The 18628-nt window shown below is 66.5% G+C and carries 18 protein-coding genes and 4 tRNA genes; 13 read left to right on the forward strand and 9 right to left on the reverse strand.

The window, feature by feature from the left end:
- Window positions 1-4 precede the first annotated feature (4 nt).
- The 3 genes from FB459_RS06920 (at window position 5) to rdgB (ending at window position 2474) form a co-directional block, all read left to right on the forward strand.
- Entirely contained in the window at window positions 5-1042 is a 1038-nt protein-coding gene (locus FB459_RS06920) for a S66 family peptidase (RefSeq protein WP_246092352.1), read from the forward strand.
- A gap of 65 nt (window positions 1043-1107) precedes the next feature.
- On the forward strand, window positions 1108-1872 hold the full coding sequence (gene rph, locus FB459_RS06925) for a ribonuclease PH (RefSeq protein ID WP_141927941.1): 765 nt from the start codon (window positions 1108-1110) through the stop codon (window positions 1870-1872).
- A complete protein-coding gene (gene rdgB / locus FB459_RS06930) occupies window positions 1869-2474 on the forward strand; it encodes an RdgB/HAM1 family non-canonical purine NTP pyrophosphatase (RefSeq protein WP_129624856.1) in 606 nt (201 codons plus the stop codon). Before rph ends, rdgB begins: the two co-directional genes overlap by 4 nt.
- 171 nt (window positions 2475-2645) lie before the next feature.
- On the opposite strand, the gene FB459_RS06935 is transcribed toward rdgB, so the two are convergent.
- Both FB459_RS06935 and bcp read right to left on the reverse strand, forming a co-directional pair.
- Window positions 2646-2727 (reverse strand) — tRNA-Leu (locus tag FB459_RS06935).
- Between the two features lie 100 nt (window positions 2728-2827).
- On the reverse strand, window positions 2828-3295 hold the full coding sequence (bcp, locus tag FB459_RS06940; RefSeq protein ID WP_129624857.1) for a thioredoxin-dependent thiol peroxidase: 468 nt from the start codon (window positions 3293-3295) through the stop codon (window positions 2828-2830).
- Between the two features lie 76 nt (window positions 3296-3371).
- Here bcp and FB459_RS06945 point away from each other — a divergent pair, with 76 nt between their 5' ends.
- Complete coding sequence (locus FB459_RS06945; RefSeq protein ID WP_129624858.1) at window positions 3372-3644, forward strand: DUF3618 domain-containing protein; 273 nt, start codon at window positions 3372-3374, stop codon at window positions 3642-3644.
- A gap of 22 nt (window positions 3645-3666) precedes the next feature.
- The gene (locus tag FB459_RS06950; RefSeq protein WP_129624966.1) at window positions 3667-3963 is read left to right on the forward strand and encodes a GroES family chaperonin; all 297 of its coding nucleotides are present in this window, start codon (window positions 3667-3669) and stop codon (window positions 3961-3963) included.
- A 49-nt stretch (window positions 3964-4012) separates the two neighbouring features.
- Here FB459_RS06950 and FB459_RS06955 read toward each other — a convergent pair whose 3' ends face one another.
- The 3 genes from FB459_RS06955 to FB459_RS06965 all read right to left on the reverse strand — a co-directional run bounded on the left by FB459_RS06955 (window position 4013) and on the right by FB459_RS06965 (window position 6445).
- On the reverse strand, window positions 4013-5209 hold the full coding sequence (locus FB459_RS06955; RefSeq protein WP_141927942.1) for a glycine C-acetyltransferase: 1197 nt from the start codon (window positions 5207-5209) through the stop codon (window positions 4013-4015).
- Between the two features lies 1 nt (window position 5210).
- Entirely contained in the window at window positions 5211-6248 is a 1038-nt protein-coding gene (gene tdh, locus FB459_RS06960) for an L-threonine 3-dehydrogenase (RefSeq protein ID WP_141927943.1), read from the reverse strand.
- A gap of 121 nt (window positions 6249-6369) precedes the next feature.
- A tRNA-Lys gene (locus FB459_RS06965) sits at window positions 6370-6445 on the reverse strand.
- Window positions 6446-6623: 178 nt separating this feature from the next.
- Between FB459_RS06965 and FB459_RS06970 the strand changes: the two genes are divergently transcribed.
- Window positions 6624-8345 (forward strand): YihY/virulence factor BrkB family protein, encoded by a 1722-nt coding sequence (locus tag FB459_RS06970; RefSeq protein ID WP_141927944.1) that lies wholly within the window; start codon window positions 6624-6626, stop codon window positions 8343-8345.
- Window positions 8346-8402: 57 nt separating this feature from the next.
- On the opposite strand, the gene FB459_RS06975 is transcribed toward FB459_RS06970, so the two are convergent.
- Window positions 8403-8478 (reverse strand) — tRNA-His (locus tag FB459_RS06975).
- A gap of 76 nt (window positions 8479-8554) precedes the next feature.
- Window positions 8555-9202: an oligoribonuclease gene (orn, locus tag FB459_RS06980; protein WP_425472372.1), complete on the reverse strand. Its 648-nt coding sequence runs from the start codon at window positions 9200-9202 to the stop codon at window positions 8555-8557.
- A gap of 41 nt (window positions 9203-9243) precedes the next feature.
- Here orn and FB459_RS06985 point away from each other — a divergent pair, with 41 nt between their 5' ends.
- From FB459_RS06985 to FB459_RS07015, 7 genes are all read left to right on the forward strand, one after another.
- Window positions 9244-10458 (forward strand): PrsW family intramembrane metalloprotease, encoded by a 1215-nt coding sequence (locus FB459_RS06985; RefSeq protein ID WP_141927945.1) that lies wholly within the window; start codon window positions 9244-9246, stop codon window positions 10456-10458.
- Between the two features lie 39 nt (window positions 10459-10497).
- Window positions 10498-10574 (forward strand) — tRNA-Arg (locus tag FB459_RS06990).
- A gap of 61 nt (window positions 10575-10635) precedes the next feature.
- On the forward strand, window positions 10636-12348 hold the full coding sequence (locus FB459_RS06995) for a dynamin family protein (protein WP_129624863.1): 1713 nt from the start codon (window positions 10636-10638) through the stop codon (window positions 12346-12348).
- Window positions 12345-13991, forward strand: a complete 1647-nt coding sequence (locus FB459_RS07000) for a GTPase family protein (RefSeq protein WP_141927946.1) — start codon at window positions 12345-12347, stop codon at window positions 13989-13991. Before FB459_RS06995 ends, FB459_RS07000 begins: the two co-directional genes overlap by 4 nt.
- A gap of 130 nt (window positions 13992-14121) precedes the next feature.
- Window positions 14122-14544, forward strand: coding sequence for a single-stranded DNA-binding protein (locus FB459_RS07005; protein ID WP_129624865.1), 423 nt, complete (start codon window positions 14122-14124; stop codon window positions 14542-14544).
- A 56-nt stretch (window positions 14545-14600) separates the two neighbouring features.
- A complete protein-coding gene (ettA, locus tag FB459_RS07010; RefSeq protein ID WP_129624866.1) occupies window positions 14601-16283 on the forward strand; it encodes an energy-dependent translational throttle protein EttA in 1683 nt (560 codons plus the stop codon).
- Between the two features lie 77 nt (window positions 16284-16360).
- Complete coding sequence (locus tag FB459_RS07015) at window positions 16361-17209, forward strand: DUF402 domain-containing protein (protein ID WP_141927947.1); 849 nt, start codon at window positions 16361-16363, stop codon at window positions 17207-17209.
- A 9-nt stretch (window positions 17210-17218) separates the two neighbouring features.
- Here FB459_RS07015 and FB459_RS07020 read toward each other — a convergent pair whose 3' ends face one another.
- Window positions 17219-17746 carry a GNAT family N-acetyltransferase gene (locus FB459_RS07020; protein ID WP_141927948.1) on the reverse strand — a complete coding sequence of 176 codons (528 nt, stop codon included), beginning with the start codon at window positions 17744-17746 and terminating at the stop codon, window positions 17219-17221.
- Window positions 17743-18510 (reverse strand): class I SAM-dependent methyltransferase, encoded by a 768-nt coding sequence (locus FB459_RS07025; protein ID WP_246092355.1) that lies wholly within the window; start codon window positions 18508-18510, stop codon window positions 17743-17745. The genes FB459_RS07020 and FB459_RS07025 overlap by 4 nt, the downstream gene beginning before the upstream one ends.
- Window positions 18511-18628 lie beyond the last annotated feature (118 nt).

Below are 18628 nucleotides of genomic sequence, written 5' to 3' on the forward strand. Positions count from 1 at the left end.
GGGCTTGGCTGAACACATGGTCCGTTACCCGAAACCCCTGCAGGCCGGCGACACGATCGCTGTGACAGCGCCGTCCGCCGGGTGCGAACCTCGTCACCAGGGGCGACTCGACTTCGCGCTGAAGTGGTTGCGGGACAAGGGTTTCGAGGTCATCGAGGGCAATTGTCTGCGTGGTGGCACGCAGGTCAGCGCACCCGTCGCGGAGCGCGCCGCAGAACTCAACGCCTTCCTCACCGACGCCTCGATCAGCGCGGTCGTGCCGCCGTGGGGAGGGGAGACGTCCATCGACCTGATCGACCTGCTCGACTACGACGCGATCCGTGCCGCCGAACCGACTTGGCTGGTCGGCTTCAGCGACACGAGTACGCAATTACTCGCCCTGACCTTGCGCACCGGGCTGGCCACCCTGCACGGGCACAATCTGATGGACACTCCGTACGACCTGCCGCAGGGATTGGCGCCGTGGTGGGTCGCGGCGGCAACGCCTGCCGGCGGCACGTTCACGCAGCGCGCCGCGACCCACCGGCGTCCGCCTGGTTTCGACGACTGGGAGAAGGACCCGACTCCCACGACGATGCCGCTGAACGTGCCGACCTCGTGGAAGGTGCTGCACGGTCCCTCGTCCTTGGAGATCAGCGGACGGTTGATCGGCGGCTGTGTCGAGGTGTTGTCGCCGCTGGCCGGAACGGCGTACGGCGACGTGCGGGCGTTCGGCCAGCAGCACGCGTCCGATGGTCTGCTGGTCTATCTGGAGGTCTGCGAACAGGGCGCCTACGACGTCGCCCGCGCGCTGCACGGGATGCGACTGGCCGGCTGGTTCGACAACGCCAACGCCGTGCTGCTGGGGCGCACCTCGGCTCGGGACGCGCAGTACATGAGCCAGCACGACGCCGCCATCGACGCACTCGCCCGACTCGACATCCCGATCATCGCCGACATGGACTTCGGCCACGTGCCGCCGTACATGTCGTTCGTTAACGGCGGGCTGGCGACCGTCACGGTGGACGCCGGCCGACGGAAGATCTCGCAGACGCTGCGGTGAACGCGTGATCCGCGCGGCGCTGCATGCCGTTGGCGTCCGATGGCTCGCGTCCTAGTCTGGAGCGCATGACCGACGCCACTCCTCAGACCCGACACGACGGCCGCGCGAACGACCAACTCCGCGACATCAAGATCACCCGCAACTGGCTCGACCACGCCGAGGGCAGCGTCCTCATCGAGTTCGGCAAGACCCGGGTGCTCTGCGCCGCATCATTCACCGAAGGTGTGCCGCGTTGGCTCAAGGGCCGTGGAACCGGGTGGGTCACCGCCGAGTACGAAATGCTGCCGCGCTCGACGAACACCCGCAGTGACCGCGAATCGCGCAAGGGCAAGGTCGGCGGCCGCACACACGAGATCTCCCGGCTGATCGGACGCTCGCTGCGGGCGATCATCGACACGAAAGCGTTGGGGGAGAACACGATCGTGCTCGACTGCGACGTCCTCCAGGCGGACGGTGGTACCCGCACCGCAGCCATCACCGGGGCGTACGTGGCCCTGCAGGACGCGATCGAGGACGCCCGGGCAAAGGGCCTGATCGCCAAGAACGCGCAGCCGCTCACCGGATCCATCGCCGCCATCAGCGTCGGCGTGGTGAAGGGCGTTCCGGTCCTCGACCTGGACTACCCGGAGGACTCCACCGCCGAGACGGACATGAACGTCGTGATGACCGGTGCCGGTGGCTTCGTCGAGGTGCAGGGCACTGCCGAGGGTGCACCCTTCGACCGCGACGAACTGAACGCGCTGCTCGATCTCGCCGCCAAGGGCATCGGCGACCTCACCCGTCTGCAGCAGGAAGCGCTGGACACGCCCGCCCGCGAGCGTTCACGATGAGCGACCTGGTCCTCGCGACCCGCAACGCCGGCAAGATCGCCGACCTGCAGGGGCTCATCGACTCCGAGCCCGCGCTGGACGGGCTGCGCGTGGTGGGAGTGGGAGATTTCCCCGAACTCGAGGACGTTCCGGAGACCGGGCTGACCTTCATCGAGAATGCCACCCTGAAGGCCAAGTACGCGACCGAGAAGTTGAATCTGCCTGCGGTTGCTGATGATTCAGGAATCTCGGTGGACGTGCTCGGCGGCTGTCCAGGTGTGTTCAGCGCGCGCTGGGCAGGACGTCACGGCGACGACCAGGCCAACATCGACCTGCTGCTCGCGCAGACCGCCGACGTGCCGATCGACAAGCTGATCGCTCGCTTCGAGTGTTCGGTGGTGCTCGCGATGCCGGACGGTGCGTTGCACTCTGCCACCGGGGTCGTCGACGGACGGCTCACCAGAGAGCAGCGCGGCACCAACGGGTTCGGGTACGACCCGATCTTCGAACTGCCTGACGGCCGTACGTTCGCCGAGTACACCGCAACCGAGAAGCACGCCGCCTCTCACCGCGGCCAGGCCTTCCGTGCGCTGGTGCCCACCCTCGTCCGGCTGTTCACCTGAGACGATCGCGCAGCGGGTGCGCGACCGCAGCGTGACGCGGCGCTACGCCGACGACTGGGAGCGGACGGTTTCCAGCTCTTCAACCAGATCTCATCGCTTGGCGCGTATGTCCTGGCCGCGTCCACGCTGCCGTTCATCGCTCGCAAGCGAGTCTGCGTCGGGGACCGAAAGTGCGCGAGGGGGGACTCGAACCCCCACACCCGAAGGCGCCAGGACCTAAACCTGGTGCGTCTGCCAATTCCGCCACTCGCGCAAGCGCACCAAGACTAGATCACCGGAATCCCTGCGTGGATTCCGCGCAGGTAGGAACATGCGTCGATCCAGGAGGTGCGCGGATTTCTGCAGGACGCGGCTCAGGCCAGCTTGAGGGCCTTCTTCAGGGACGCGACGTGGCCGGTGGCCTTGATGTTGTACTTCGCCAGTTCGACCTTGCCCTCGGGGTCGACGACGATCGTGGAGCGGATGACGCCCACGACGGTCTTGCCGTAGAGCTTCTTCTCGCCGTAGGCGCCGTACGCCTCGAGCACCGACTTGTCCTCGTCCGACAGCAGCGGGTAGGTCAGCGACTCCTGCTCCACGAACTTCTCCAGCTTGGCGACAGGGTCGGGGGAGATGCCGACGACGTCGTAGCCGGCCTCGGCCAGGCCGGCGAGGCTGTCGCGGAAGTCGCAGGCCTCCTTGGTGCAGCCGGGGGTCATCGCGGCCGGGTAGAAAAAGATCACCAGGTGGCGTCCGCGGTAGTCCGACAGTGACACCGATCCGCCCTCGCTGGACGGCAGGGTGAAGTCGGGTGCGGGATCCGACATTGCGAGACGAGTCATGGGGTCCTCCGAACGTACTGGCGGGTCTGTCTGCGTTATCGTCTCAGGCAGTCCACGAACCTCAAGGAGTAACCCCATGGCCGACAAGCCGGCACCGAAGAACGCCAAGGAGATCGAGGCCGAACTCCAGGCGTCCCGTCAGCGCTTGGCAAGCACCATCGACGAACTCGCCTTCCGCGCGCAGCCCAAGGAGGTTGCCAAGCGTCAGGTCGAGGGACTCAAGCTGAAGGCCAACGACATGACCCGCACCTCCGACGGCGACGTCGCCGAGGACAAGGTCGGCAAGATGGTCGGCGGAGCCGGAGCGTTCCTGCTCGTGCTCGGCCTGCTGCGCCGTCTCCGTGGCTGAGGAGCACAACCTTCCGATTCGGATGCTGCATGACCGTCTGCTCGTCAAGGCGGACGGTGAGGGCGGCGAACGGCGGTCCGGTGGCGGCATTGTCATCCCGGCCACTGCGGCGATGGGCAAGCGACTGGCCTGGGCCGAGGTCGTAGCCGTCGGGCAACACGTCCGGCAGGTGCAGCTGGGTGACCGGGTGCTGTACGACCCGGACGAGAAGGCCGAGGTCGAACTGCAGAGCCGCACGTACATCCTGCTTCGCGAACGCGACCTGCACGCGGTTGCGGCCCAGCGGGTGGACGACGGATCGACCGGTCTCTATCTGTGAAAAAATGACTGCGGGGCAACCGAATCGGTTGCCCCGCAGTCATTTCGGTTCAGGAGCCGAGCACCTCGGAACGCGCGTCGATGAACGCCTGGACGCAGGTGCGCACGTCGTCCTCCGAATGGGCGGCGGACAGCTGGACGCGGATGCGGGCCTTGCCCGTCGGGACGACCGGGTAGCTGAAGGCGATCACGTAGACGCCACGCCGCAACATCGCATCGGCGACCTGTGCGGCCTGGCGCGCTCCGTCCTCGCCGGGGAACATCACCGGGGTGATGGGGTGCGAGCCGGGAAGCAACTCGAAACCGGCGTCGGTCATCAGCTCACGGAACAGCTCGGTGTTGCGGCGCAGCTGCGCGCGTCCTTCGCCCGATGAGCGAGCCAGCTCCAGTGCCCTGCGCGACCCGGCGACCACCGAGGGCGCGACGGCGTTGGAGAAGAGGTACGGACGAGACCGCTGGCGCAGCAGGTCGACGATCTCCTGGTGTGCGGCGACGTAGCCACCGGAAGCGCCACCGAGGGCCTTGCCGAGGGTGCCGGTGACGATGTCGACGCGGTCGATCACGCCGCAGTGCTCGTGCGTGCCGCGTCCGCCTTCGCCGACGAAACCCACGGCGTGCGAGTCGTCCACCATGACCATTGCGCCGAACTCCTCGGCCAGGTCGCAGATCTGTTCCAGCGGCGCGTAGTAGCCGTCCATGGAGAAGACGCCGTCGGTGACGATGACCACGCGGCGCGCGTCCGCGTCCTTCGCCGCCTGCAACTGGGTGCGCAGATCGTCCATGTCGGCGTTCTTGTAACGGAACCGCTTGGCCTTCGACAGGCGGATGCCGTCGATCAACGAGGCGTGGTTGAGCTCGTCGGAGATGATCGCGTCCTGCGCCTCGAACAACACCTCGAAGATGCCGCCGTTGGCGTCGAAGCAGGAGGAGTAGAGGATCGCGTCGTCGGTGCCGGAGAAGTCGGCCAGTTCGCGTTCGAGGTCGCGGTGCTGGGTCTGGGTGCCGCAGATGAAACGCACGCTGGCCATGCCGAAACCCCACTCGTCCAACGCTTTTCGCGCCTCAGCGACAACGTCGGGGTGGTCGGCGAGACCGAGGTAGTTGTTCGCGCAGAAATTCAGTGCCTCGCCGGCCGTGGTGGCGACGTGGGAGGACTGCGGGGTGGTCAGTTCGCGCTCGCGCTTGGTGAGTCCGGCGTCGTCGATCTCACGCAACGACGCGCTCAGCTGGTCCTTGATGGCGTACATCTCAGCTCCAATCCATGATGACCTTGCCGCAGTTGCCCGATCGGGCCGCAGCGAACGCGTCCTGCCATTGTTCGGCGGGGAAACGGTGGGTGATGACCGACTGTACGGCGCGCTTGAGTTCCGGGGAGGTCGAGAGCATCGCGCTCATCGCGTACCAGGTGTCGTACATCTCGCGGCCGTAGATGCCCTTGATCGTGAGCATGTGTGTGATGACCCGGCCCCAGTTGACAGCGAAGTCGTCACCGGGTAGGCCGAGCATCGCGATGCGTCCGCCGTGGTTCATGTTGTCGATCATCTCGGCCATTGCCTGCGCGTTGCCCGACATTTCCAGGCCGACGTCGAAGCCCTCGCGCATGCCCAGTTCGCTCTGGACGTCGGCGATCCGTTGCTGCGCCACGTTGACGACCCGGTCGGCGCCGGCGCCGCGGGCCAGTTCGAGGCGGTAGTCGGAGACGTCGGTGACCACGACGTGCCGTGCGCCGACGTGCTTGGCGATCGCGGCCGCCATCACGCCGATGGGTCCGGCGCCGGTGATGAGGACGTCCTCGCCGACCATGGGGAAGGACAGTGCAGTGTGGGTGGCGTTGCCAAACGGGTCGAAGACAGCACCGAGGTCGGGATCGATGTCGGCCGGCTGCACCCACACATTGGACGCCGGGATCACGACGTAGTCGGCGAACACGCCGTCGCGATTGACACCAACGCTGTTGGTACGGATGCAGACCTGTCGCCGGCCGGCGCGGCAGTTGCGACACTCGTTGCAGACCACGTGGCCCTCACCGGACGCACGCTGCCCGACGGTCACGCTGTCGACGCCGGGACCGATCCCGACGACCTCGCCGTAGAACTCGTGGCCGATGACCAGCGGCGGTTTGACGATCGAGGACGCCCAGTCGTCCCACTGCTGCAGGTGCAGGTCGGTGCCGCACAAACCTGCTCGCAGCACCCGGATCTTCACCTCGCCGGGGCCGACGGCGGGTTCTGGAACGTCGATGAGTTCAAGTCCGGGGGCTGCCGATGTCTTGGCCAATGCACGCACGTTCGGCCATCTTGCCAGGAAGTGTGATGAAGACAACAGCGGCGCGTCGTGGGTGTCCACGCACACTTGCGGCGTGCGCGAATAACGACGAAGGCCAGGCGGATTGCCTGGCCTTCGTGACTGGTGCGCCATCAGGGACTCGAACCCCAAACCCGCTGATTAAGAGTCAGCTGCTCTGCCAATTGAGCTAATGGCGCAACGAGGAAGAACATTACCCCACGGCCCGGGCCAGTGTGAAATCGGTTGAGCGCGGCCGGTTGAAAGCGCGCGCTCGCCGTGTCGCGACCAAGTGCCACCGGGCGCGAATGCCCGCGCGGCCCCGATTCTCGGTAGGTTCCCTGGTAGTAACTGTCTGCCTCGGAGGACCTGAAACCCATGACCGTCCTGCACGACGAAGTGATTGACCGGCCGTTCGACGAACCCCCGGAGTCACCCGCCAAGCCCGACTGGAAGGTCGCGTTCGGGCGCGCTCGATCCAAGTTCTCCCAGGACCAGTGCACCGACGTCGCGGCTGCCCTGACCTACTACTCGATGCAATCGCTGTTCCCCGGACTCGTCGCCGTCATCTCGCTGCTGAATATCTTCGGTGACGGCAAGGAGACGACGAACAAGCTGGTGGAGTCGATCGGTCGCATCATCGGCAAGAGCCCGAGCGAGTTGTCGACGGTCACCACGTTCATCGACAATGTCCAGGCCACCCCCGGTGGTGGACTCGCTCTGTTCATCGGTATCGCCGGTGCGTTGTGGTCGGCGTCGGGTTACGTCGGCGCTTTCAGCCGGGCCCTCAACAAGATCTACGCGGTCGACGAGGGTCGTTCGTTCGTGAAGTTGAAGGGCACGCTGTTGCTCATCACGGCGATCGAGGTCATCCTCATCGTGTTGGTGGCTCTTTCTCTCGTGCTGAGCGGCGGCGTGGCCGAGGAAGTCGGTAACGCGATAGGCCTGGGCAGCACTGCAGTCTTCGTATGGGACTTGGTCAAGTGGCCATTCGTCGCTCTGGTCGTCATCGGCATCATCTCGATGCTGTACCGCGCCACGCCGAACGTTCGCAAGGCCAAGGGCAGACTGTTCAGCTCCGGCGCGATGGTCGCTTTCATCGTCTGGGTGCTCGCCTCGATCGCACTCGTCATGTACATCGGCTTCACCCAGGGAGCGAGCTACCAGAAGACCTACGGTGCGTTCGCCGGCGCCATCATCCTGTTGTTGTGGCTGTGGATCACCAACCTCGCGATGCTCTTCGGTGCCGAACTCGACGCCGAACTGCTGCGCACCCGTCAGTTGAAGTCCGGGCTCCCGGCCGAACGCCTGATCCTGCTGCCGGCCCGCGACACCGACGGCATCGACAAGAAGATCGAGAAGGACGAGAAGCAGGTCGCCGACGCGATCGAGCTGCGAGTGAACTCCGGAGGAAGCATGGACGCCTACACCGGCCGTGACAATGCCGAGACCGCCACCGCGCGCGACTTCGGGCTGGCGATGGGTCCGAGCCAGCACGGCAAGGTGGGCAACGGCTCGGCGCCGGTCGACCGTGAGCCGGCTACCGTCCTGACGCGACCCACGCGCACCCGTGAGTCGATGCCGACCGACCCGAACGACGCCGCCGTCTACGTCCAGAACTCACGTGACGCCCGTCGCGAGGAAGCGTTGATCGCCGCCGCGCAGGAGCGCAAGGTGCGTGAACGTAAGACCGCGCAGGAGGCGAAGGTCAAGAAGAAGCAGGCCGAGAAGGAGAAGGAGCGGCGCGAACTGGAGAAGGCGCACAAGGACGCCTTGCCGTTGGCCAAGGAGTGGGAGGCGGTGGACGCCGTGCGCGCGCAGTTCGCCCCGCGTCCGAGTGCCGAGCGCGACCGCATCCTGGCCGAGCGCGAGTCCCGTCGTCAGGCTTTCAAGGTGGAGCAGGCTGAGGCGAACGCAGCCAAGGCACAGGAGGCACGCGAGAAGAAGGCGTTCGAACCGACCGCCGAGAGCAAGGCGTTCGTTCCGGGTGAGGCGGAAGGGCCGCAGGGTGCGCCCCCGGCGCCGAGCGTGCTGGAACAGCAGGTCGCCACGGAGCGGGAGAAGCGACGCAACGACTGGTACGCCGCTCGCGGACTCTGACCGCGGCGACAGGCACGAAGAAGGCCCGGTGACGATTGGTCATCGGGCCTTCTCACATGGGGTGAGTGACGGGACTTGAACCCGCGACCACCGCGACCACAACGCGGTGCTCTACCAGCTGAGCTACACCCACCATGCAGATGCCGCCTACGTGAGGCAGCGCGGACTATCCTACCTGCTCTCCGACAGTGCTTCTGACCAACCCCGGCTCAGCCGGATGTGGTCTCGCTTTCGTTCCCGACGACGTGCTTGGCGGCCAGCGCGCGGGCCGTCTTGGAGTCTGGCCCGGGTTGGGGCACGAACACCGCCTCGCGGTAGTAGCGCAGTTCGGCGATGGACTCGGTGATGTCGGCCAGGGCGCGGTGACCGCCGCCCTTCTTCGGCGCGTTGAAGTACGCGCGGGGAAACCAGCGACGCGACAACTCCTTGATCGATGACACATCGATGAGGCGGTAGTGCAGGTGGGCGGTCAGTTCCGGCATGTCGCGGGCCAGGAACGCGCGGTCCGTGGCCACGGAGTTGCCGCCGAGCGGCCACTTGCCGGCTTCCGGGGCGTGCTGGCGGATGTACTCCAGCACCTGCTGCTCGGCTTCGGCCATCGTCACGCCTTGGTCGAGTTCGTCGAGCAGCCCACTGCTGGTGTGCATGTCGCGGACGAACTCGTTCATCTGCTCGAGCGCGGTCGGCTCGGGCTTGATGAGGACGTCGATGCCGTCACCGATCTGGTTCAGCTCGAAGTCGGTGATCAGTACCGCGACCTCGATCAGGGCGTCCGCCTCGAGGTCGAGGCCGGTCATCTCGCAATCGATCCAAATGATGCGTTCGTTGCTCGTCTTGTCCTCACTCACACCCTGCAGCCTAGAGCCGCACGAAGCCGATCGTCGGTAGGGTCTTCGCCATGGGGATCCCACCGGACAGTGTCCGGACGCTGTCCAGAGCGCAGCTCGCACACCTCAACGGACGGCGTCCGCTGCTGCGTCGCGCCATCTCCTGGACCATCGGGATCGTCTTCTTCGGGCTCTGCCTCGCTGTGGTTCTGGCGAGTCTGCACGCTCAATCCGGGCTGACCGCAACGGTTCTGGGCATCGCGACAGGTTTTGTGGTGCTCGGCATCGTCGTACCGGTATTCCTGTGGCTCGACCGGTTCGAACCCGAGCCGTGGGGAATGCTGCTGTTCGCGTTCCTGTGGGGGGCGTGCGTCGCGACGGTCGGTGCCGCACTGCTCAACGACATCGGTGGCTACCTGATCGGGGCGACGGCGGAGAACAACGCTCCGGTCGCCATCTTCGTCGCTCCGCCGGTCGAGGAGGCCCTCAAGGGTCTGGCACTCATCCTGCTGATCGTGTTCCGCCGCAAGGAGATCGACGGCATCGTCGACGGAATGGTCTACGCCGGCCTGTGTGCGGCCGGCTTCGCGTTCGTCGAGGACATTGTCTACCTCGCCAACGGCTATGCCGACTCCGGTGAAGAGGGCCTGTTCGGCACGTTCATCGTCCGGGTGTTGATGAGTCCGTTCGCACATCCAATGTTCACCATCTGCATCGGGATCGGCGTGGGGATCGCGGCCACATCCCGCGGATTCGCCATGCGCGTCCTGCCGCCGCTCATCGGCTTCGTCTGCGCCGTCATGTTGCACATGGGATGGAACGCGCTCGCGATCCTCGCCGAAGAGGGCTGGCTGCTCACCTACGTCCTGGTGCAGGTGCCGCTGTTCTGTGCATTCGTGGCTCTGTTGGTGATCGCCCGGCGCCGGGAGTCGGCCAGGATCGGCGAGCAACTGTCGGGATACGTCGACAGTTCGTGGCTGTCTCCGCCCGAGGTACGGATGCTCGCGTCCATGTCGGAGCGCCGGTACGCGCGTGCCTGGGCGAAGTCCCACGGTGGCAAAACGCTCGAACTCCAGATGGAGCAGTTCCAGGACATCGCGAGCGAACTGGCCATGCTGCGGGCCCGGATCAACCGCGGCGACCACGGACCCGACTCGTTCGCACGTGAACACAAGCTGCTCGAAGCGCTGTGGATGTTGCGTCGCCCGTTCCTCGGCACACCGCTCTACCGGCACTACGAGTGGACGCCGATCGGTCGCCCGCCGATGCGCACCCCGCTGCGCTGACCGCGTCCACCGGCGGGTCGGTCTAGACTTCCCGCCGTTGCCCCCTTAGCTCAGCTGGATAGAGCAAGGGCCTTCTAATCCCTAGGTCGCAGGTTCGAGTCCTGCAGGGGGCGCCATCCGCAGGTTGGTCCATCGGTGTGGGCGTCCGGGGTCGCAGCGGACTCTAGACTCCTACCCGTGAGTCAAGTCCCTGATCCGTCCCGATTGCCTGCCGCTCTCGACCAACTGCGAGCAGCCGTCGAAGGGACGCACTTCCCGTTGGAGACCCCGCGTGCCGAGCAGGCCCGTGCCGGTCGTGGTGATCTGCTGAATCAGTTGCGCGACTACATCATTCCGCGCGCCAACTCCCTCGACGCGCCCTTGCTGGCGGTCGTCGGTGGGTCCACCGGTGCGGGCAAGTCGACCCTCGTCAACTCGATCGTGGGGGAGACCGTGACGACGCCCGGCGTGCTGCGACCCACCACGCGTGCATCGACGCTCATCCACCACCCCGACGACGCGCACTGGTTCACCACCAAGCGCATCCTGCCCGAGCTGGCCCGGCTGACCGGCGACTCCGCCGGAGCCCACGACCCGAACACGCTGCGACTTGTCGCCAGCGTTTCGGTGCCGCGCGGACTCGCGCTGCTGGATGCGCCCGACATCGACTCGGTCGTGTCCGCGAACCGTGACCTGGCCCGGCAGCTGCTCAGTGCCGCCGACCTCTGGATCTTCGTCACCACCGCCACCCGCTACGCCGACGCCGTGCCGTGGGAGTTGCTGCAGCAGGCGATCCATCGCGGGACGTCGGTAGCGGTCGTGCTCGACCGGGTGCCGATGGACGCGATGGAGGAGGTGCGTGCCGACCTCGCCGGGATGCTGATGGAGCGCGGACTCGGTCAGTCGCCGGTCTTCGCCGTTGCGGAGTCGACGTTGTCCAAGACCGGCATGCTTCCGGTCAGCGAGGTGACTCGCATCCGCGGGTGGCTGAGCTCCCTCGCTGCCGATGCTCACGCCCGCAGCATCGTCATCCGACGCACGCTCGACGGCGCGCTGGACTCCTTGAACGAACGCGGTCGGTCATTGCAGTCGCTGTCGCAGGAACAGCGTTCTGCCGCAGACGAATTGCGTCAGGCTCCGCAGCAGGCGTACTCCGCGGCGCTCGATGGCGTGAAGGAAGGTGTCCAGGACGGTTCGTTGCTGCGTGGCGAGGTGCTCGCGCGTTGGCAGGAGTTCGTCGGCACGGGAGAACTGCTGCGCCAGCTCGAAGCAGGCGTCGGGCGCATGCGAGACCGGGTCGTCGGAGCACTGCGTGGACGCGGGCGTGCCGAACCCGCCGAGAACCTCGGCGAGGCGTTGCATTCCGGCGTCGCGGCTCTGCTGGTCAACCATGCGGAGACTGCGGCGATCGCCTCGGCGCGGGCTTGGCGCACCACTCCCGGCGGGGCGCCGATCATCGAGAAGCATCGCGAACTGGGCTCTGCGTCAAAGGGATTCGGAGAGCAGGTGGAGCGTGCGGTTCGCGACTGGCAGGGCGACGTGATGGACATGGTGCGTGAAGAAGCAGGTTCGCGGCGCACCACCGCACGGTTCCTCGCCTTCGGTATCAACGGCATCGCGGTCATGCTCATGCTCATCTCGTTCTCCGCGACCGCCGGCCTGACCGGGGCCGAGGTCGGCATCGCCGGTGGATCGGCGGTGCTCGCGCAGCGACTGCTCGAAGCGATCTTCGGTGATCAGGCGGTGCGCACGCTCAGCGCGAAGGCGCGTCGCCTGCTCCTCGAGCGCACCACAGAACTCTTCGAGGCCGAGGAGCAGCGGTTCGAGAAAGTGCTGTCGGATGAGATCGGCCAGGCGTCCACGGACGACCGGATCGGCCCGGCGCTCGCGGCAGTGAAGGCGGCACGATGAGCCCCGATCTGTTCAAGCGGAAGTCTGGCGGCGTCGTCAGCAACGAGGCGCTGCAGCAGCGTGGCAAGGCGCTGGAGACAGCGATCGAGCACGGCGGTGAGCGACTCCCGGCGTCCAATGTCGCGGTTGTTCGCGACCTGGAGCGCAAGGTCGCCGAACGCAGTGGCATTGCCGGTGGACGCACGGTCGTCGCACTTGCCGGAGCGACCGGAAGCGGCAAGTCCAGCCTGTTCAATGCGCTTGTCGGCGAACCGGTTTCGAGGATCGGTGCACGGCGTCCGACCACCTCTCAGGCCGCCGCTGCGGTCTGGGGGGAGGATCCGTCCGGTCCGCTGCTCGACTGGGTCGGGGTGGGAGCCCGGCACCAGGTGCCGCTCGCCGCACCGACCACCGGGACGCTCGACGGTCTCGTGCTGCTCGATCTTCCCGACTTCGACTCCAACGTCATCGCGCACCGGCACGAGGCCGACCGCGTCCTGAAGCTGTCGGATGTCTTCATCTGGGTCACCGACCCGCAGAAGTACGCCGACGCCGTCCTGCACGACGACTACATCCGCTCGATGGCCGGCCACGCGGCGGTGACGATCGTCGTCCTCAATCAGATCGACCGGCTCAGCCGCGAGGCGGCCAAGGCCTGCATCGCCGACCTGGAGAAGCTGCTGGAGCGTGATGGTCTGAGCGGGGTGAAGGTGCTCGCCACCTCGGCCGCCCAGGGCATCGGCCTGGACGAGCTGCGCACCACCCTGGGAAAGGTCGTCGCCCACCGCAATGCCGCCAACCAGCGGCTGGCGGCCGACCTGCGTGTGCAGGCGGTCGAGTTGCGCAAGCACGTCGCCGACACCGAGCCCGAACTCGGGCGCAAAACGGGTGACGAACTCACCGATGCCCTCGCCAAGGCCGCGGCCGTGCCGGTCATCGGTCAGGCTGTCGAACGCGACTACCGGCAGCGCGCTGCTGCGCACGGCGGGTGGCCGTTCACCCGGTGGGCCAACAAGCTCCGCCCGGCGCCGCTTTCTCGCCTGGGCCTGGACAAGGTCGCCTCGCAGCTGAGCCGGTCCGAGGGGCAGCGTGCTCTCGGCCGTTCCTCGCTGCCGCCCGCCTCGCCGGCGGCTCTGGCGGCGGTGGACCTGGCGACTCGCCGGCTCGGTGAGCGGGCCGCCGAGGGGCTCCCGCAGCCTTGGGCGGACGCGGTGTACGACGCCGCTTCGCCGCAGAACGACGACCTACGCGACTCGCTCGACCAGGCGGTGATGGGTACCAAGCTGCGCGATCGCGACCCGGTCTGGTGGACCGTGTTCTCGATGCTGCAGTGGCTCTTCGCGGCGATCGCCCTCGCCGGTCTGCTGTGGCTGCTGCTGCTGGCAGGTCTTGGCTTTGCTCAGATTCAGCTCGATGTGCCCACGTGGGGCTGGATCCCGATCCCGGTGCTCATGCTCGCGGGCGGGCTCCTGCTCGGGCTGTTGCTTGCGGTGCTCTCGCGTTTCCTCGCCGCCAAGGGCGGACGTCGTCGGCGCGCTGCCGCCGAACGCCGCCTGCGCGACGCAGTGTCCGAGGTCGGTGAGATCAAGTTGGTGGCGCCCGTGCGAGCCGTGCTCGCCGAGCACCGGGCGACTCGCGAGGCGCTCGACCAGGCGGCACGCTGAGTTCTCCACAGCCCACGATCGAGGCCGCCGTCGTCCACACCCGGACGGCGGCGGCTTTCGCATCCCCGCGCCCGGGACGAAGGTTCGACCAGGCCGAACGGTCGGCCGGCAATCCTCGAAGGGAAGAACCATGGGCAACCACGCAACTGTCACCATCACCGGCAACCTCACCGCCGACCCGCAGGTGCACGACTTCGACAGCGGATCGCGCAAGGCGAGGTTCGCCGTCGCGTGTACTCCGTCGACCCGTGACAAGGAGACGGGCGGGTACCGCGACCTGTCGACCACGTTCTACGACGTCGACTGCTGGAACCACCTCGCGCAGAACGTCATGAGTTCACTGCACAAGGGCGACCCGGTGATCGTCACCGGTCGAATCAGTGTCGACTCCTGGCAGGGCCAGGACGGCGGCCAGCGGCAGAAGGTCGTCGTCACCGCGTCCACCGTCGGGCATGACCTCAGCCGCGGCACCGCCCAGTTCCGACGTCCCCAGCGGGAGGAGCCAAGCGAGGTCGGACAGGAGCAGATGCAGCGCGAGGGCGTGCCGGCCTGACCACGGGTGCGGCGCTCGATTGGGAGGGCGCCGCGCCCACCGATAGCCTGACGGGCATGGCTGAGTTCATTTACACCATGACCAAGGCGCGCAAAGCCGTCGGCGACAAGGTCATCCTCGACGACGTGAGCATGTCGTTCTTCCCCGGCGCCAAGATTGGCGTCGTCGGCCCGAACGGCGCGGGCAAATCGACCATTTTGAAGATCATGGCCGGACTCGACCAGCCGTCCAACGGCGAGGCTCGCCTGTCGCCCGGTTACAGCGTCGGCATCCTGTTGCAGGAGCCGCCGTTGAACGAGGAGAAGGACGTTCGCGGCAACGTCGAAGAAGGCATGGGTCAGATCAAGAAGGATCTCGACCGCTTCAACGAGATCTCCGAGGAGATGGCCCAGCCCGACGCCGACTTCGACTCCCTCATGGAGGAGATGGGCAAGCTCCAGGAGAAGATTGACAACGCCGACGCCTGGGATCTCGACTCCCAGATCGAGCAGGCGATGGACGCCCTGCGCTGCCCGCCGCCGGACGCTGACGTGACCGTGCTCTCCGGTGGTGAGCGTCGCCGCGTGGCACTGTGCAAGCTGCTGCTGTCCAAGCCCGACCTGCTGCTGCTCGACGAGCCCACCAACCACCTCGACGCCGAGTCGGTCACCTGGCTGGAGCAGCACCTTGAGGCCTACCACGGTGCCGTACTCGCCGTGACTCACGATCGGTACTTCCTCGACAACGTTGCGCAGTGGATCTGTGAGGTCGACCGCGGTCGCCTCTACCCCTACGAGGGCAACTACTCCACCTACCTGGAGAAGAAGCAGGAACGCCTGCAGGTGCAGGGCAAGAAGGACGCCAAGCTCGCCAAGCGTCTGAAGAACGAACTCGAGTGGGTTCGCTCGAACGCCAAGGCCCGCCAGACCAAGAGCAAGGCTCGTCTGGCGCGCTACGAGGAGATGGCGGCCGAGGCCGACCGCACTCGCAAGCTCGACTTCGAGGAGATCCAGATCCCGCCGGGCCCGCGGCTGGGTGCCCAGGTGATCGAGGTCAAGAACCTCAAGAAGGGCTTCGGCGACCGCACTCTCATCGACGGACTGTCGTTCACGTTGCCCCGCAACGGAATTGTCGGCGTCATCGGTCCGAACGGTGTCGGAAAGACCACCCTGTTCAAGACGATCGTCGGCCTCGAGGAGCCGGACGGCGGAGAGGTGAAGGTCGGCGACACCGTCAACATCTCCTACGTCGACCAGAGCCGCGGCGGCATCGATTCGGAGAAGACCCTGTGGGAGGTCGTCTCCGACGGGCTCGACCACATCCAGGTCGGTCAGGTCGAGATCCCGTCACGTGCGTACGTGTCGCAGTTCGGTTTCAAGGGCCCCGACCAGCAGAAGAAGGCCGGCGTGCTCTCCGGTGGTGAGCGCAACCGCCTCAACCTGGCGTTGACCCTCAAGCAGGGCGGCAACCTGTTGCTGCTCGACGAGCCGACCAACGACCTGGACGTCGAGACCCTCGGTTCGCTGGAGAACGCGCTGCTCGACTTCCCGGGCTGCGCCGTGGTCATCAGCCACGACCGGTGGTTCCTCGACCGCGTCGCGACGCACATCCTTGCCTACGAAGGCGATGAGGAGAACCCGGCCAAGTGGTACTGGTTCGAGGGCAACTTCGACTCTTACGAGGAGAACAAGATCGAGCGCCTCGGTGCCGAGGCGGCTCGTCCGCACCGCGTCACTTACCGCAAGCTGACCCGCGACTGACCTCGAGTCAGCACAACGAGCGCCCCGGAACCACACGGTTCCGGGGCGCTCGTTTCGTTCGGGGTAGGTTCGTGGCCGTGAGACTTCCCATCGGATCGACCGACGTCACGCCCAGTGGCGGAACGATCACTCTGATCGGACGCCGCGGCGAGGGGTGGGAGCCGATCGTCGCTGATCCGATCCCGGTGGCGGAGGCGATCGAGTTGTGCCGCGCCGAGGCGGACGTGCGAGACCGCACCGGGACCGTTCTCGTGGTGGACGACGGAACGAGCGAACGATTCCCGTTCGGCCAGGAGATCACTTGGCACTACAGCCGCAGCATCGACACAGCCCGGGTCGTCGCGGACGATGCCGACTCCCTCGTCGCATGGATCCCTAGCGGCGCCGCCGGTCTTGCCGCCGTCGGAATCGACGACCGCCGGGCGCGGGAGGTCCCCATCGAGCAACGGTTCACGTTGCCGTGGAAGATGGCCGAGCGGTCCTGGACAGGACACGGTGTGCTGCGGGTTGCGCCGGTCGGGATGCCCTGGTCGGTGTGGTATTTCTGGTCGGGCGAGGGGCAGTTCGATGGCTGGTACGTCAATCTGGAACTCCCGCATTCCCGTCCGGTCACCGGTGAAGATCGAACGCATTCGTCCGACCTCGTTCTCGACCTGTGGGTCGACGCCGGACGGGACGGCACGCAGGACGTCTGGCTCAAGGACGCAGACGAACTCGACGCCGCCGTGGCCCAAGGCCGCTACACACCCGAGCAGGCCAACGCCGTCCGATCGATCGGCGAATACGCAGTGCGCACGATGATCGAGCCATTGTCCGCACCGATGTCCCAGCCTTGGCACGTCTGGCTGCCGCCGGAAGAACTCGATCGGTCGTTGCTGCTCCCTGACACCGAGATCGTCCGTCGCACAAGGGAACTGACTGGCTGAGCCGGCGAATCAGCCCAGTTCGTCGAAGGACGGCGGGTAGACGACCCTTCCCTGCAGTGACATGTCCTCCGGGTCGTACCTGCTCAGGAGGTAGACCTGGGCGGCCTCGTGGGGAGCCCAGTCCGGCATCGGGAGCGACAGTCCGTGATCGCCGGCGAAGACAAACCCGCGCTTGCCGTAGAAGGACGGGGATCCCTCGAGCGTGACCAGCGGCTCACCTGCCTCATCGGCGGCGTCGAGAGCAGCCTTGATCAACGTCGAACCAATGCCGTGCTGCTGATGGGATGGCAGTACGGCGAGCGGCGAGAGCATGACGATCTCGCGATCACCGTGCTCGCCGCGAACCCAACACCCGTCGATCATGACGTGGCCGACGATCTGGTCGGCCTCGACGGCGACCGGCGCCATGTCAGGTCGGTACTCGCTGCCGGTGCGGCTGCGATCGACCAGGTCGGCCTCGGCCTGCGCCTCGAACGCCTCGGTCACGACCTTCCGGATCGCGGGGAAGTCGGCTGGGGTCTCGGGTCGGATGATCATTGTCGAACTCCTTTGAGCCAGAATCGCTTTCGAGTCATTGTGATCGGTCCGCCGGAACTTCGTCGGTGGAGGTCGAGCAGTCGATCCTGGTACCGGTCGACGCTGAAGTCGTCGGGTGTCTCCCATGGCACGAGTTGCAGGTAGGCGAGCAGCGCAGCGACATCTTCGAAGGTGTAGACGCCGACGTGTTCGGCCCCGTCGACCGCCGAGAAGCCGGCGTCCTGCAGTTCTTCTCGGAACTGTGCGAAGTTCACGTGGGGGAGGGCTGCAGCCTGGCCGAACCACCCGCCGATCTCCGCGCACTCGTCGCCGCCGACCTGCTGGGTCAGCACGGTGCCGCCCGGCGCAATCACGCGTGCCAACTCATGAGGCGAGTACGACTCGTGGCGGTTGAGGACCAAGTCGAAACGGTCGTCGGCGAACGGCATTCGCACCGAGTCGACGTCCTCGTCCGGCGCGCCGTACTCGATGACCTCGATGCCGTGCGGGGCGAGATTGCGCTGTGCGACAGAGATGTTCGGCTGCCAACCCTCAGTAGCGGTGGTGTCGGCGGGAAGAAGATCGGCGAACCGGAGGAGGTACTCGCCACCGCCCGTCCCCATGTCGAGCACGTGCTGAGCGTTGCCCAGAGCTTGACGGTACTGAGCGTCGAGATCCCACGGCTCCTGCGACTCGGTCATCCGGTCATCCAAGGAGGAGAAGTCCCAGCCCTCGGGTTGGTCGCGTTCTTCGGCTCGCCAGCGCTCCAGTAGTTGCTCTTCCACGGAGCTTGTCTATCAACCACAGATCTGAGCCGCGAGCGATATTCCGGACGATGGCGTATCCGCCGACCGACCCCGCGGGCCGACTTCCATCCCCCTTGTTGTTGGCGAACGTCAAGGC

The sequence above is a fragment of the Yimella lutea genome (genome assembly GCF_006715095.1).
GTDB lineage: Bacteria > Actinomycetota > Actinomycetes > Actinomycetales > Dermatophilaceae > Yimella > Yimella lutea.